At 57.4% G+C, this 15,762-nt stretch carries 11 protein-coding genes and 4 pseudogenes; 8 read left to right on the forward strand and 7 right to left on the reverse strand.

Annotation, left to right across the window (positions count from 1 at the left end; genetic code table 11):
• Nucleotides 1-74: 74 nt before the first annotated feature.
• The 4 genes and pseudogenes from IPM59_00110 to IPM59_00125 form a co-directional block, all read right to left on the reverse strand.
• Complete coding sequence (locus tag IPM59_00110; GenBank protein ID MBK9214002.1) at nt 75-1,418, reverse strand: glycosyltransferase; 1,344 nt, start codon at nt 1,416-1,418, stop codon at nt 75-77.
• Entirely contained in the window at nt 1,396-1,779 is a 384-nt protein-coding gene (locus tag IPM59_00115; GenBank protein MBK9214003.1) for a polysaccharide deacetylase family protein, read from the reverse strand. Before IPM59_00115 ends, IPM59_00110 begins: the two co-directional genes overlap by 23 nt.
• A gap of 90 nt (nt 1,780-1,869) precedes the next feature.
• Nucleotides 1,870-2,970: pseudogene (wecB, locus tag IPM59_00120) on the reverse strand (UDP-N-acetylglucosamine 2-epimerase (non-hydrolyzing)).
• Nucleotides 2,971-3,233: 263 nt separating this feature from the next.
• Nucleotides 3,234-3,530 (reverse strand): ferredoxin family protein, encoded by a 297-nt coding sequence (locus IPM59_00125; GenBank protein MBK9214004.1) that lies wholly within the window; start codon nt 3,528-3,530, stop codon nt 3,234-3,236.
• Nucleotides 3,531-3,749: 219 nt separating this feature from the next.
• Here IPM59_00125 and glpX point away from each other — a divergent pair.
• The 3 genes and pseudogenes from glpX to ppsA all read left to right on the forward strand — a co-directional run bounded on the left by glpX (nt 3,750) and on the right by ppsA (nt 8,922).
• Nucleotides 3,750-4,792 (forward strand): annotated as a pseudogene (gene glpX / locus IPM59_00130) (class II fructose-bisphosphatase).
• 18 nt (nt 4,793-4,810) lie between these two features.
• Nucleotides 4,811-6,625, forward strand: coding sequence for a radical SAM protein (locus IPM59_00135; GenBank protein MBK9214005.1), 1,815 nt, complete (start codon nt 4,811-4,813; stop codon nt 6,623-6,625).
• Nucleotides 6,626-6,629: 4 nt separating this feature from the next.
• Nucleotides 6,630-8,922: pseudogene (ppsA, locus tag IPM59_00140) on the forward strand (phosphoenolpyruvate synthase).
• A 17-nt stretch (nt 8,923-8,939) separates the two neighbouring features.
• On the opposite strand, the gene IPM59_00145 reads toward ppsA, so the two are convergent.
• Nucleotides 8,940-9,089 carry a hypothetical protein gene (locus tag IPM59_00145; GenBank protein ID MBK9214006.1) on the reverse strand — a complete coding sequence of 50 codons (150 nt, stop codon included), beginning with the start codon at nt 9,087-9,089 and terminating at the stop codon, nt 8,940-8,942.
• 77 nt (nt 9,090-9,166) lie between these two features.
• Here IPM59_00145 and IPM59_00150 point away from each other — a divergent pair, with 77 nt between their 5' ends.
• The 5 genes and pseudogenes from IPM59_00150 to rsmI all read left to right on the forward strand — a co-directional run bounded on the left by IPM59_00150 (nt 9,167) and on the right by rsmI (nt 13,215).
• Nucleotides 9,167-9,706 carry a DUF2085 domain-containing protein gene (locus IPM59_00150; GenBank protein ID MBK9214007.1) on the forward strand — a complete coding sequence of 180 codons (540 nt, stop codon included), beginning with the start codon at nt 9,167-9,169 and terminating at the stop codon, nt 9,704-9,706.
• Nucleotides 9,707-9,725: 19 nt separating this feature from the next.
• Nucleotides 9,726-10,004 carry a hypothetical protein gene (locus tag IPM59_00155; GenBank protein ID MBK9214008.1) on the forward strand — a complete coding sequence of 93 codons (279 nt, stop codon included), beginning with the start codon at nt 9,726-9,728 and terminating at the stop codon, nt 10,002-10,004.
• 31 nt (nt 10,005-10,035) lie between these two features.
• Entirely contained in the window at nt 10,036-11,463 is a 1,428-nt protein-coding gene (locus IPM59_00160) for a S8 family serine peptidase (protein ID MBK9214009.1), read from the forward strand.
• A 197-nt stretch (nt 11,464-11,660) separates the two neighbouring features.
• Nucleotides 11,661-12,257 (forward strand): hypothetical protein, encoded by a 597-nt coding sequence (locus IPM59_00165; protein ID MBK9214010.1) that lies wholly within the window; start codon nt 11,661-11,663, stop codon nt 12,255-12,257.
• Nucleotides 12,258-12,370: 113 nt separating this feature from the next.
• Nucleotides 12,371-13,215, forward strand: a pseudogene (gene rsmI / locus IPM59_00170) (16S rRNA (cytidine(1402)-2'-O)-methyltransferase).
• Nucleotides 13,216-13,266: 51 nt separating this feature from the next.
• Here the strand turns inward: rsmI and IPM59_00175 are convergent.
• A complete protein-coding gene (locus IPM59_00175) occupies nt 13,267-14,898 on the reverse strand; it encodes a M28 family peptidase (protein ID MBK9214011.1) in 1,632 nt (543 codons plus the stop codon).
• 50 nt (nt 14,899-14,948) lie between these two features.
• Nucleotides 14,949-15,752 (reverse strand): UDP-2,3-diacylglucosamine diphosphatase LpxI, encoded by an 804-nt coding sequence (gene lpxI / locus IPM59_00180; GenBank protein MBK9214012.1) that lies wholly within the window; start codon nt 15,750-15,752, stop codon nt 14,949-14,951.
• Between the last annotated feature and the right edge of the window lie 10 nt (nt 15,753-15,762).

Genomic DNA, 15,762 nt, shown 5'->3' on the forward strand with positions numbered 1-15,762 from the left:
CCGTCGCGGTGTGGACCGCATATCAAAACGATATGCCGGCTTACCCCGTTCGATCGGCACATCTGCCGGAGTTTTTATTTGCGGAGCTTGTCCGAGGCCGGGCTTAGCTCTGCTGGGGTTAAAGAAGGTTCAATCGGAGCGGATTTCCCAAAGATGCGGAGCATTGCAAGCCGAGAAAGCAGCTTGACGGTGCCGACGATCGTTTTGAGCGTGTTCATTTTCGAGGCACCAAAGAGCCGAACGGCCAGAACGGTGGGAAATTCAACGATCTTGCCGCCTTCCAGATCGAGCAGCCCGAGCATCTCGGGAACGCCGTGAAAGCCCGGGGCCGTTGGATTTACGTTGACCATCGCACTGCGGCGATATACGCGGAAACAGGCTGTGTAGGAGGCGATCTTGGTGCGCAGTACGCGGCGGTAGAGAACGGATGCACCCTTTGAGAGCAGAAGCCGCCAGCCGGGCACGTTCTGTACGCCGCCGTCCTTGTGATACGGCGAGGCCGTCACCATATCGACGTCATCCGTCATCAGCGGAATCATCCGGGCGAGTTCGTGCGGGTCAAATGTGCAATCGCAGTCGATCGCGCAGACGAACTCGGTCTTGGCCGCGCGGATGCCGGTCATGATGCCGCCGGCGACGCCCTTATTGGTCTCGTGCTGAACGATCGTGACATTCTCCCGCTCTCCAAAGAGCGAATGCATTACGTTGACCGTGTCGTCCTGGCTGTTGTCATCGACAAAGATCAGCTCCGACCTAAATCCGATCTTATTCAGCCGCTTTTCGACAGACGTGAGCGTTTTTGCAAGGTAGGGCAAGGATTCCTGCTCGTTGTAGCACGGAATGACGATCGAAACGGGCCTCAGTTCGCGCGGTGCGCACACCTCAGCTTCGACGGCTGTTGTCAGCGAGGCCGTGGGCACTGTCGTCGAACGAATGTCTTCCTTGACGCCAAGATAGTCAGCTACGCCGCTGCAATCATAAAGGGCGAGATTTTCTGCGACTATCCATTCCATCTTGTCGAGCTTGCGATAATGGCGGATGCGGTTGAGTCTTGTCGCTGCCGATATCCGAGGCTGTTCAGGGTCGAGCTCCCATACATGGAAATAAAAGACAAACGGGTCATCCTGACTGTTGTGCCAGTTCCTGACCGCTTTGCGCATAAGCGTGTAAGGCAGTTGCCTGAGGTAGTTGCCGCCTGAGATCGGCAACATCCCGACACCAAGGTCGGCGGCTGAATAGGGAAACTCCCATATCGTGCCATCGCCTGTGTCGATCTGATGGGCGAAGCGCTTCGCTTTTTCGGTCTTGGATGTGGGCAGGAATGACGCGTCGTAAATAAATCCTTCGCTGGCCAGCGTGTCGAGCACCCAGCCGCTCTTATCGAATGCGAGTTTCTCAGCGGCGCGGTAGCCGATCACTTTCTGGCCGGTTGCGTCCTCGATGACCGCGTTCGGTTCGTCGGAGGTCCTCGCGAAACTCGTTTGGCGTCAGATTTCGCGGGCTTCGATGATAGTATCCGCGGCTGGCGACCTCGTGGCCGCGGTCGCGATCTCGCACAAGTGCGGGGTTATGTTCTGCGATCCAGCCGAGCACAAAGAACGTTGCCCGTGTATCGTACCGGTCGAGCAAGTCGAGCGTTTTGAGCGTGTTCTGCTCGTATCGCGGTTCAAAAATGGACCAGTTTCGCTGCTGGATGAGGGTTCTCAAACGCTCCAACGTGGAAATAGTCCTCGACCAGGACGGTGAGCAGGTGTCGTCGGGGTTTGTCTCGATCGTCATAGTCGGATCGTGACGAGAGGTTGAATAACCCTCTTTGCGCGGCCTTAACTTGGCGGGCCAGGGTAAGAAAAGGTATAATTGGGAAAAATCCTAAAAAAGTGTTTGCTGCGAGTAACGGACCGCCGGTCTTGGTGGCAAGTTTTCCTCGATGATCTTTACGATCCGCTGGGCCGAACGCCCGTCGCCAAACGGGTTGGCGACCTCCTTGACCGATCTGATCCAGCTGTCCACTGCGTGATTCTCGTCGAGCATCTGCTTTAGCGTTCCGGGGCTGGTGCCTGCCAGCTTTGCGACACCCGCCCGTATCGCCTCGGGCCTTTCGGTATTCTCGCGAAGCACGAGGAGCGGCTTGCCGAGGCTCGGAGCTTCCTCCTGAACTCCGCCTGAATCGGAAACGATCAGCCAGGAGGCCTTCATTATTGCCAGAAAGTCCGAATAGTCGAGCGGCTCCAGCAGATGGATGCGTTCGCGGCGGCCGAGTATCTCCTTGGCGACGCCTTTCACATTGGGATTTGGGGTGGACGGGAAAGAACCGGCAGACGTCCTTGTGGCTATCGACAAAGTCGCGAATGACCTTGAGATTCGCGGTCATGGTCTCGCCAAAGCTCTCGCGGCGATGCGTCGTGAGCAGCAGGCGTTTGAGGCCCTTGGTTTGATCGATCAGGCCTGCGATCTCCGGCGAGACCTTGAGATACTTGAGCATATGCTTGAGCGCATCAACAACAGGATTACCCGTTACGTAAATCTTTTCCGTCGTCACGCCCTCGTCGAGCAGATTTCGCCGGTTCTTTTCGGTTGCGGCAAAGTGGAACGCCGCGATCTGTGATACGACGCGCCGGTTCATTTCTCAGGAAACGGGCTCATCAGGTTACCCGACCGTTACCTGGCCTCGACATGGCCTACCGGTATGCGCCGGTAGAATCCCGCAAGTGCGCCCGCAAGCGTCGTGGTTGTATCGCCCTGCACGAGGATCAGATCCGGCTGTTCCGCAGCGATGATCTTGTCGAGCTTTGCCATGACGCGCGAACAGACCTCGGTCGGCGTCTGATTGCGCTTCATCACGCCGAGGTCGAAGTCAACATCGATCGCGAGGCTCTCGAGGAATGGCTGCAGCAGCCCCTTATGCTGGCTCGAGCAGACCACGATCGTCTGGAAGAATTTCCATCGCAATGCGTGTATGACGGGCGCCAGCTTTATCGCCTCAGGCCTCGTCCCAAACAGGACGAGCACTTTCATCCGCCAGTCGACGTTCGTTTGCGGTCTGCTGCCGGTGGTGTTAGTTGTCGTATCGAACATAGACATTCGACCCTGAGAACTGCCAGGTTGATGCGATAACTATACATCTAAACACTCTCGTGTTCCGTTTTGCAATGTTTTTCTGCGGCAGGTTGACAAAGTAGCTAATAGCTTACGGCTAATAGCTACTTTCATAAGCGTGGTTGCGGCTTCCTTCCTTATTCGGGCGGGCCCTCGCATTTTGGGCCCATCAGTGCCGGGACCTTGGTTGAGATGATCGGATAATTTTCAGCCTCGGCATTTTTATCGAGCCATTCCGCGTATTCGGGTGGATAGGACATGTCCGAAAAGATCGCCTCTACGGGGCACTCCGGCAGGCAGGCATCGCAATCGATGCAGTTATCGGGATTGATCAACAGCCGGTCCGGAGTTTCGTGAAAGGCCTCGACCGGGCAGACGGCGGCGCAGTCAGTGTATTTGCAGTCAATGCAGGGTGTGGTGACTATGTAGGTCATTAGGGCTTCCTCTCGAGGAGTTACAATAAATTAAAACCGTAATATTCACGGCCTGCGATGTCAAATCACCTTGCAGAAGCCCAGCGTGAGCAAGGGTGACACGCTCACGTCAGGTATTTCACCCTCACTGCGGGTCGGGCTTCCGCAACCTGTTAACAAGTGGTAAACTACCCTCAGTTTGCTCAAAAAATCAAAAATTTTCTATTGTCACGGAGTCCGATGAAAACCATCAAAGCTGAACGAGACCTTTCACTTGATTTTCTGCGTGTAACTGAGGCCGCGGCCATCGAATCCGCCAAGACGATGGGCCAGGGCGACCGGAAGTATTCCGACCATGTGGCCGTCGAGGCCATGCGCGAGGTAATGGATACCGTCCCGATGCGCGGCCGCATCGTCATTGGCGAGGGCGAACGCGACGAGGCCCCGATGCTCTACATCGGTGAAGAGGTCGGCGGCGGCATCTTTTCTGAGGAGTCAAGAGCCGATTTCCCCGAGGTTGACATAGCGGTCGATCCGCTCGAGGGCACAAATCTGTGCGCGCTCGGTGCAAACAATGCGATAGCTGTCCTCGCGGCCGCCGAGCGCGGGGGCCTGCTCTATGCGCCGGACATCTACATGGACAAGATCGTCGTGGGCCCCTCGTGCCGCGGCGCCGTCGATATCGAGGCTCCCGTTGAGGACAACCTCAAGAACATCGCCCGACGCCTCGGCCGCGATATCGACGATCTGACGGTGATCGTGCTCGACCGTTGCGCCACAAACAGCTCATCGATGAGGTGCGGGGTTCGGGGGCACGAATACGGCTTATATCCGACGGCGACCTCTCCGCAGGCATCTCGGCGGCCGTTGCGGGCACGAATATCCACGCCCTGATGGGCATCGGAGGCGCACCCGAAGGCGTCATCACAGCCGCTGCGATGAAATGCCTGAACGGCGAGATCCAGGCCAAGCTCGTATTCGATCCCGACCGGCTCGGCGTTGACCGATCAAAGGTTCCGCCGGTCGAGCAGGTCATGTCCCGGCTTCGGGAAATGGGCATTACGGACGCTAACAAGGTGTATGACACCGATGATCTGGCTCCCGGCAAGAAGGTCATCTTCGCGGCAACGGGCGTGACTGACGGCGCCCTGCTGCGCGGTGTCCGCTTCTTTGGGTCGGGCAAACGGACACATTCTGTCGTGATGACGACAGACAGCAAGAGCATTCGATTCGTGGATACGGTCCATGTCGAGGGCGGGCCTGATGCGGTGATTCGATTCTAGCAAGGATTTGAGGGCAAGATGGGTGAGCACGTTGCCGACGATGACGTTGCCTATGGCGGAGCAGTTGGCTCCAACCGCGCCCCTAGCGTCGGCGGAAAGCTGATCGTCCTGACGGCACCACTTACCGAAGCGATCGATCACGCCGGGTATTTCATCCAGATGGCAATGGCCTCTCTGCCGATCTGGATGGAAGGCATCATTAACCGCAAGTATCCTAAATGGCGTGAGGTCGAGCATTACGCCGACGGATCTGCCAGGTACATGCCTGCCGGTGTCCGACTTGTTGAGAGGTCGCTCGAACGTGTCTATTCAAAGGATGATATCGTCGCATGCTATCCGGATGATCTCGATAGATTCGTCGGGCCTAAGACCCGCGTCATTGCCGTTTCAACGCACAATCCGCTCGGTGTAACGTTCGCGGCCGGCGTTTATACCTCGATCTTTGGCTCGTCAAAGATGCCGATAAATTCATATTATTCGCGGCAGCTATTCGCAAAGATCAAGGCAAGCCCATATCGGGATAATTTCAAGGTGATCGTTGGCGGGTCAGGCGGATGGCAGATCATTCAAACGGACCTTTACGATGAGCTCGGCATAGATTGCATCGTCGAGGGCCGCAGTGAATCGCAGGACACGCTTGACCTGTTTGCCAAAGCGATCGATGGCGAAGAACTGCCGAAAGAGGTAACGGTCGTGCATCCGCAGGATCGCGATGCGATCCTCTTTCCCGACACGCGGACCACATTTGGCGTCGTCGAGATGACCACGGGCTGCGGCCGCAGGTGTAAATTTTGCTTACCTGACCTGAATCCGCAGATCGACCTTCCTAAGGACAAGATCATGGACGCTGTCCGAGCTAACGTTCGCGAGGGCAACAAACAGATCAGCCTGGCGACGGAGGATATGTTCATCTGGGGCCAAGTGCATACGGAGACACCGTTCTATTTTCCAAACCGCGAAGCTCTGCTCGACCTCTACGGTGAGGTCGTCAACACGCCGGGCGTTGAGCAGCACGTCCTTAGCCATGCTACGGTCGCTCCGTCCGTGGTCGATCCGGTTCTGATCAGGGAGCTTTCACGACTGTTGCTGCCCAAGAGCCCGATCCATTTCCCGTATCTCAGCTCACATCCGGAGAAGAAGGCCCTCGCTCCGCTTATCGGCCTCGAGACCGGTTCGGTCCGGATGGCAAAGAAAGTGATGACGTCGAAGGCTGTGCCGTTTGCAATTGACGATTGGCCAAGCGTTGTGCTTGAGGGCCTGCGAGTGCTTAATGAGAACAACTGGTTCCCCGCGATGACCCTGATCGTCGGCAATCCGGAGGAGACGGACGAGGACAACATGGCTACGCTCGACCTTATCTATGAAATGGAACGCCGCGGGCTTTTTGCGTTTTTAATACCGTCGATCTTCACGCCGCTGCATGACACGCGTATGGAGATGGAACGCGGCGTCACACAGACGCGCCAACTCACCCCGTTGCAGTGGCAGCTCATGATGAAGTGCTGGAAGATGAACCTGCGGCCGGGACAGTATAGTTGGTGGGGGCCGACGGCGTGGCGGATCGGTTCGATCGGTATGTGGCTCTACAAGCTGCGGCGTCTCAACGGTCCGAATTTTACATATCCGTTGATGATGTTCTCCGGCATGATGAGCGAAAAACGCTTGGCAAATGCCGGTAAGATCTACATAGGCAAACCGATGCAGACCAAAAGCCGGCGGGAGCTGATCGCAACGCTCAAGCCGAAACAAATGCGGTTCGTCCGCGAGGATACCGGCGACCTTCCGGAAGAATATTATACCGCAAAAGCTGAATTTGCCGCGGCCGCGGCCTGACAATATGGCAGAAGCAAAACCATACGTTCTGGACCTCTCAGAGGTGAGCGCCGATGATGTCGCGCTCGTTGGAGGCAAGTGCGCGAGCCTCGGTGAATTGTTTCGTGAGCTGACGACGCAGGGTGTGCGGGCCGTTGACGGCTTTTCGACGACGAGCCATGCTTACAATCTGCTGCTCGAGACCAATGATCTGCGAAAGCGTCTAAAGGCCCTGCTCAAGGGTCTCGATATCAACGATCTCGATGAGCTTGCGCGTGTCGGAGCGGAAGCCCGGCGGCTGATGCTCGAGACGCCCTTTCCAAAGGATGTCGAGGCGGCAATAATCGAGTCGTACCACCGCCTGGGCAAGCGTTCCGGTAAGAAGAACTGTGAGGTTGCGGTGCGCTCGTCCGCCACGGCCGAAGACCTGCCGGACGCATCCTTTGCAGGCCAGCAGGACACGATCCTCAACGTCCGTGGCGAGGCCCGCCTTATCGAGGCGTGCCACCAGTGCTATGCCAGCCTGTGGACAGATCGTGCTATCTCGTATCGCACCGCAAAGGGCTTTGACCATTTTGATGTGGCGTTGTCGATCGGTATCCAGCCGATGGTGCGTAGCTGGGCTTCCGCCCGATCGTCACGCGAAAGCTGGGCGTGAAAGAGGTCAAGATGGTCTTTAACGACGACGGCGTGGGCACTGCGGTGCGCGACGTTGTCGAGAGCCAGCGAAAGCGTTTCTGCCTCGCGGGCTTTGAGGTGCTGCAGCTTGCCCAGTGGGCTTGCGCCATCGAGGACCATTATTCAAAGCGTGCCGGCCATTCGCAGCCGATGGATATCGAATGGGCGAAGGACGGCATCACCGGTGAGCTCTTTATTCTCCAGGCTCGTCCTGAGACCGTCCATGCTCAGCGAAAAGATAATTTTATTGAAAAATACAAGCTGACCGGCACACACGGTGCACCTCTCGCATCCGGCGTAGCGGTCGGCGAGAAGATCGGCCACGGCACGGCGCACGTCCTGCTCGATCCGTCTAAGCTCAACACGTTTCAGGAAGGTGAGATCCTCGTGACCTCGATGACCGATCCGGCGTGGGAACCCATAATGAAGCGAGCGTCAGCCATCGTCACCGACCGCGGCGGCCGGACGTGTCACAGCGCGATCATCAGCCGCGAACTCGGCATTCCGTGTATCGTCGGCACCGGCAACGCGACTGAGCAGATCAAGAATGGGGCTCCGGTAACCGTCTCGTGTGCCGAGGGCGAGCGGGGCAACATCTATTACGGCAAGATCGACTTTAAGGTCGAAAAGCAGAGGATCGACGACACGGTGCTCCACGGACGCAGATAATGATGAATGTAGGCGATCCCGACAACGCCTTCGCCGTTTCGCGGCTGCCAAACGACGGCGTCGGCCTCGCGAGGCTCGAATTCATCATCAACAACCACATAGGCATTCATCCGATGGCGTTAGTGAATTATCCCAATCTTCGCGACCGCAGGACCATCGATCTGATCGCTGAACGCATCCTCGAAGAGGATCCGAAAGAGTTCTTTGTCCGGAGCCTGGCCGAAGGCGTCGGCCGGATCGCGGCAGCGTTCTATCCGAAACCGGTGATCGTCCGCATGTCGGATTTCAAATCGAACGAGTATGCAATGCTCATTGGCGGCGGCGAGTTTGAGCCCGAGGAAGAAAATCCGATGATCGGATTCCGCGGCGCGTCGCGATATTACGACGACCGCTATCGTGCAGGCTTTAAGCTTGAATGCCAGGCGCTGCTCCGGGCCCGCGAGGATATGGGCCTGACCAATATCAAGCCGATGATCCCATTCTGCCGAACGGTCGAGGAGGGCGAAAAGGTGATCGCACTGATGGCCGAGTATGGCCTCGTCCAGGGCGAGAACGAGCTTGAGATATATGCGATGTGCGAACTGCCGTCGAACGTCGTTTTTGCCGATGAATTTCTCAAGGTCTTTGACGGCTACTCGATAGGCTCTAATGACCTCACTCAGCTTGCCCTCGGACTCGACCGCGACAGCGAGATGGTCGCACACCTGTTTGACGAACGGAACGGCGCCGTCGAGAAGATGGTCGCGATGGCGATTGACGCGGCCGTGCAAAACGGCAAGAAGATCGGCATCTGCGGCCAGGCACCGTCCGATTATCCTGAGTTCGCTGACTTCCTCGTTCAACGAGGCATCAACTCGATCTCACTAAACCCGGATACGGTCATCCAGACAACCCAGCACATACTTGAGACCGAACGTTCCATGGGCATCGAAGGCGAGGCCGCCAGCCCGAAGCTCCGCGCTGTAAAGTAGTCCCGCGGCTTGCCGCCCTATTTGCGGAGCAGCTTGCTGCTCCGTTCGTCCGCCGTGGTCTGCGCGGCTTGCCGCCACCGAACGCGTGGCAGCGGCAAGCCGCGATTGAGTTTACAGATGTTCGGAGGAGCAAGCTCCTCCGCAAATAGAGCGGCGGAGCCGCGCATCTCCTGCAGGTCATCTACAAGTCCAGGCCTTCTGCCCGAGTGAGACGGGCGGCCTAGATAATGTTAAGTTAGTAGGCGTGCAGCGCCCTGTCGAGTACATCCCGGTCGAGATCTCGTCCCGATTTCGCCGACAGGCGTGGCGGGCGTGGGCCGTCGGTCTCTCAGTGGTCGTGGTCTGGGTGCTCTTGATCGTCTTGGCACCGGTCGCAAAAGCGAATGCCGTCGACGCCGTCGCCTCGCCGCTTTACACATTCTTTCGTTTTCTCTGTCACCAAATCCCTGAGCGTTCCGTTCATATCGCAGGCGAACAGTTCGCGGTCTGCTCGCGCTGCTTCGGCGTCTATTTTGGCATTCTGCTCGGCTTTGTCATTTATCCGCTGTGGCGCCGCATTGACGAGATCGAACCGCTACCAAAGGTTTGGCTCTTCCTCGCTCTCATTCCCATCGGCATCGACTGGTCGCTCACTTTCTTTGGAATTTGGGAGAATACGCAAGCGTCGCGTTTTTTTACAGGTCTGATCCTAGGCGTCGCGTGTGCTACGTTCATCGTCCCGGCGATCGTCGAAATAACCAGAAACCTCTCCCGGCGGCGAACTTTCGTTGACTCAAGTTCGTAAACAAACGCAAGATCAAGCTATGAATTTTACCCGCGAATCTGCCGTCGAACGTGCAAAAAATGACCTCGCCGCGCGTTTAGGTATTGGGGCCACCGAGGTGACACTGGCCGGCGTTACCGATAAAGACTTTCCCGACGCATCGCTCGGTGCCCCTGCGGCGGATGAGATGGCGGCACAGATGATATCGAGCGGTTGGCAGATCGGCCTCGAAGCAGCCGGGCGGAAGTTTGAGTATCGGGGCGATAAATATCAGCTTCGGCTGCACAACTTTGAGGGCGCAAATTACGTCGTAGAATAAGAGTTTACGCTGAACTTTCGGGAGCAGTATCATGAATCGCAATAATATTTGGATACACGTCACGCTGGCGGTGGTTTTGGTTGTATTCGCAGCCGTGCTTGGCCAGATCGAACGTTGGCGTGCGACCCTGGCGGTGCCGACGCCGCCACAGACCAAGGCTCTACCGGCGAGGAAAACCGGTGTCCCGGAGGTGCTGGTGCGTTTCAAGCCGGGCGTTACGCTTGATCGCATTCGCGCTGTCGCATCAGCAAATAATGACCGGCTCAATGACGAGATCGAATCCGTTGCCGGATTGACAGTTATCGACGACCTGGATAACGCAGATGCTGCGGAGGTTGCCCGGCAGTATGCCGCCATGGATGATCTGGTAGCCTACGCCGAGCCAAATATCAGGATCAAGCTCGACGATCCGATCGTTAAGGAAAGCCCGCGTGACCTCGTTCATCGTGAGACAGGCAAAAACAGCCCGAACGATCCGATGTTCATCGAGCAGTGGGCGTTGAATAACACCGGTGCCGACGGCGGCACGCGCCGCGCCGACATTGACGCGTTAGAAGCCTGGCAGACCACGACCGGCAGCGAAGAGGTTGTCGTAGCAGTGCTCGACACGGGCGTCGATTACACGCACGAGGACCTGCGGGAAAATATGTGGATGCGGCCGTCAAATATGCCCGCTTATGTCGATGACGAACTGGGGCAATTCAACGATCTGCATGGCTACAATGGCACAGACCAGGCCTCGGACCCGATGGATGACAACGGCCACGGCACTCATTGCGCAGGCATCATCGGTGCCGAGGGCGACAATGGGCTCGGCGTCACGGGCATTAATTGGAAGGTCAAGATCATGCCGCTCAAGTTCCTCGGCCGCGGCGGTTTTGGCTCGACCGACGATGCGATAGCGGCGATCAATTACGCTATCGACCGCAAGAAAGCGGGCGTGAACGTCCGCGTCATCAGCGCGAGCTGGGGTTCGCGCTCGAGGTCAAAGGCTCTCGAAGATACGATCCGCGCGGCAGGCGATGCCGGCATCCTGTTCGTTGCCGCGGCCGGAAACGATGGCTCGGACAATGACAAGCGTGGCCATTTCCCGTCCAACTACGACCTGCCGAATGTCCTCAGCGTGGCGGCGCTCGACCGCAACGACGCACTCGCGTCATTCTCAAATTTTGGCGGCAAGACCGTTCATGTGGCCGCTCCGGGCAAGGACATTCTCTCGACCTGGCTCAACAACGGCTATCGTGAAGCGTCCGGCACCTCGATGGCGACGCCGTATGTCTCAGGCGTCGCAGCCCTGATCATCGCCAATGAGCCGCGTATCTCGGTAAAGGCCCTTCGAGAGCGCCTCCTCGAGAGCGGTGATAAGCTAAATGGCCTTTCGGGCCGCACGGTCTCAGGCGGCCGCATATGTGCCGCGAACGCCCTGGCCGGGAGCACCAAAAACCATCTGCCGCATTAACTCACCATTTGGTCTAGGCCAGACCGACTTTGTGACGAACTATCGGCCCGTCGGCTGGTCAATAGGATTGTAACCTGCTCTAAATACACGCTTTAGCTCTGAGTGCGAGATCGAGTAGCACTTTGGCACGCCCTTTGCCATACGACAGGTGAGCAATGGCCAGATCATTGCCTAGTTTTACTAAAAGGGAGAAAACAATGAACAAAGTTAAGAGAATTATCGGGTTAATGGCATTTACCTTGATGATCCTGAGCTTGCCGGCCATCGCTTCGGCACAGTGGCGTAATGACGACGACGATTACAACCGCAATGGCCGCTATGGCAACGGACAATACGGCGGCTGGGGCAATGGCGGTTATGGTAACGGCCAGTACGGCGGCTATGGCAATTTGAGCTCCACGATCAGAGACCTCAAGAGAAAGTCCAGCCAATTTGAACGCCAGATGGACCGTTCGCTCGACCGCAGCCGTTATGACGGAACCGATCGCGAGGACCGCATCATGGATACCGTTCGCGATTTTGACAACGCCGTCGATCAACTGAATTCGGGCAGAAATCGCCAGAATAATGGCGAGATCCGCCGCGTACTCGACCTCGGCCGGCAGGTCGATCGACAGATGGCCCGGCTCAGGCTGAACGGTAACCTGAGCCAGCTTTGGAACTCGATCCAGTATGACCTGAATACGCTCGGGAACGCGTACGGCTACAACAACAATCGTGGCCGCCGCAACGGTGGATGGGGCAACGGCCGTAACAACGGGAACAATAACCTGCCGAACTGGTGGCCGTTCTGATCTGATAGACCTCCCAATTTTCGTTTTGGCCCGTGTCGCGAGATACGGGCCTTTTTGTTTGCCTGGCCGCTGTCCGGATTGCGAGTTGTCGTAAATAAAACTAACCTAGTCCCGTGCCCGGAACGCTTTACCTCGTCGCGACGCCTATCGGCAATCTGCAGGATATTACCCTGCGAGCTCTCGACGTCCGCGCACCGTAGATCTGATCGCATGCGAAGATACGCGGCGCACGGGCAATCTACTGAACCACCTGCGTATCTCGAACCGCATGGTCAGTTACCACGAACACAATGAGCACGAGCGTGCCGAGGAGCTTGCCGACCGTTTGCTCGCGGGTGCCTCGATAGCCGTCGTTTCGGACGCAGGCACGCCCGGCATAAACGACCCTGGTTTTCGCATCGTCGGGCGTGCGATCGAGATCGGGGCCTCAGTTATTGCCGTACCGGGCCCGGCGGCGTTCGTTAGTGCGGCTGTGGTTTCGGGGCTTGCCACGGATTCGCTGTTCTTCGGCGGGTTCCTGCCGTCAAAACGGTCTGAACGCCGCAAACGTCTCGAGGCTGTCAGCGAATTGCCGGCGACGCTGATCTTCTACGAAGCTCCTCATCGATTGGCCAGATCGCTCGTAGATTGTGCCGATGTCCTCGGCGACCGCCGGGCCGTCATCGCCCGTGAACTTACAAAAATGCATGAAGAGGTCGTCCGCGGATCGCTGTCTCAGCTCGCGACGCGTTATGCCGACAGCAAGGTCAAGGGCGAGATCGTCCTGTTGATCGATCGGCAGAAGGCGGAGCGTGTCGTGCAGGGTGAACCTAAGTCGCTCGCAAAACGGATCAGAGCCTTGGAGAAAGAGGGGCTTGATCCAAAGACGGCACTCAAGAAGGTCGCGAAAGAGTTTGGTCTGAGCAAGTCCGAAGCCTATCGTCAGATGCTGGTCAAGCCCGGGAAGCGCGAAAAATAAAAAGCCGGCAGCGTAACCGCCGCCGGCCTCTTGTCGGTCAGTTGACGCCGCTTAACGTTCGGTCAATTCCGGCGGAAGCGTTTTGTCCACCGCAGGACGCTGCTTGAGATCGGCGAGCTCCCATAATGTGAGCAGAATGGTCCGCGTGACCTTTTCCATTTTCTGGTAATCGATCTTGTCAGCGTGATCGCCGACGCCGTGATAGTCCTCGTGAACGCCGTCAAACCAAAATGTCACAGGAATTCCGTTCAGCGCATAGTTAAAATGGTCCGAGCGGAAAAAGAACCGTTCGGGATCCTTCGGGTCGTCGTAGCGCGTGTTGTAGCCGAGCCCCAGATACGACTTGTTCGTTTGGTCAACGACCGTGCCCAGGGCCGAACTCATCATGTCTTTGCCGATCACGTAGATCTCGCTTTCACCTGAGAGGTCCTTGTTCTTCGGATTAGTGTCGCCGGGCTTCTTGCTGCGGCCGATCATATCAACATTCAGCTGAGCGACGACCTGTTTAATATCGACTGTCGGAAACTTATTAAAGTATTCGCTGCCCCACAAGCCTTTTTCCTCGCCGCAATGCCAAACAAACAAAATTGACCGTCTCGGCCTGAGCCGAGTCTTAGCAAGGGCCTCGGCAATGCTCAGCACGGCCGTCGTTCCGGAGCCGTCATCATCAGCACCGTTAAAGATCTTATCGTCGCCGGGCACGTTGGGATTGATCCCGACGTGGTCGTAATGCGCGCCGATCGCCACCATCTCGTCCTTTAACTTAGGGTCGCGGCCCTCCCAGACGGCGGCGACATTCTGCGTCCATTTCGTTTCGACCTTCCCGGCCGTTGTCATCGATGCGGTCTTGTTCAGCGCGAACGAGGTCGCCGAGTCCTTTCCGGCAGTCTCTCCGGAAAAGATCGTGTCGGCGACCGACGCTGAAACGAGCATCGACGGCAGACCAGCTTTATTGGTTGGCGTATCGCGAAGTTTCTCCGGAAATGTAGAGCCGCGGCCGATAAAGTTGCGAAGCTGGGGCCAAAATCCCTGTATCTGGGGTGATGCGATAAGGATCATACCGACAGCGCCATGCGCCTCGGCATACGTGATCGGATCGGCCCAATCCGTGCCTTTGACGCCATTTAGGTCGTCGTCGGTCACGCCCTTTGGCGGGTTCGTGGGACGATCCGGCCGTGACCGTCCTTCGCCGTAAATGACGACGATCTTGCCTTTGACATCAACGCCTTCGTAGGCGTCGATGCCCTTGGCCTTGACCATCCAGCCATGCCGCACATAGACGAGCGGGGCGTCAACGGTCGTATTTCCACTCGTTCGGTAAAAATCCTGAAAATACTTCAGCGGCTGGCCGCCGATCGATAGCGTGTTAGCGGCCGGATCGACCACCTCGCTTCGCAGAGCGATCTTCTGAAAAAAAGTACCGTTATCGCCCGCGGGCTTAAAGCCCCATCGGCTCAGGTTCATCGCGATGAATTTCGCTGTCAGGTCGAGGCCCCGCGACGGCGTGTCGCGGCCCTCCATCTCGTCTGACGCGACGAAATGCAGATATTCGCTGATCTGCTTGGCGGTCACGCCCTCGGCGATCTTGCGTTCGGCTGATGTTACGCGGACAACCGGTGCCTGGGCTAAGGATTGAAAGACAAATGCCGCTAACAGCAGCAAGGCGGATAAGGTTCTTCTCATTTTTCTCCTGTCTGGCAAGTGAGTGATACGCCGCCGGAGAACGCATTGTTTCACACAGGAGTGCCGAGGATGGCGATCTTTCTCGAATCCGCGAGGGCCAGCATCGCTTCGCGATCAAAAATCAGCGTCTTGCCCGCCGTTATCGATAGGCATGTTGCTCCGGCCTCGATCATGGCCTCGACGGTGGGAACTCCGACGACGGGCACGTCAAAACGCATGTCCTGATCGGGCTTTGCGACCTTGACTACCGTCAGCTTGCCTTTGGCCAGATCGCCCGCACGCCGAATGGCGGCATCGGTGCCCTCCATTGCCTCAATGGCAACGCACGCTCGCGAACGCACGACGATCGTCTGGCCGAGATCGAGACCCGCTATTCCGGCCGCGATGTGAAGGCCGTAATCGATATTCTCGCGTTCGCTCTTGTCAGGCGACCGGCGGGTAAGCGAGCCTTCGGGCGCGAGTTGGTCACGAATAAAAAATGTCGAATCGATCAATTCGATACCTTCTTTGGCGAGTTCTGCGGCGACGCCGCCGATCAGGGCGTCAGTGTTGCGGCGCGGCAGATTCCAGAGCATCTTGACCATTCGCACGTCGGGCATGGCGCCTGAGAATATCTGCACATGCTTGACCTGGCCGGCCATTATTACCTTTTCGACGCCATGCTTCTTAAAGAACGACAGCATCTTGCCCAACTGCCCAATGCCGACCCAGGTCACGACGTCGGCCTCGGCCTCGATCCGAGGGTCAGTTTCTTCCCTGATCGCTGCGACGGCGAGCGAGGCGCCGGCGCGGCGGGCGCCCTCGGCAACCAGAAATGGGAACTGTCCGTTCCCGGCGATCATGCCGTATCTCATCGGCGGCTAT

Origin of the sequence: Chloracidobacterium sp. (assembly GCA_016715795.1) — a bacterium.
GTDB lineage: Bacteria > Acidobacteriota > Blastocatellia > Pyrinomonadales > Pyrinomonadaceae > OLB17.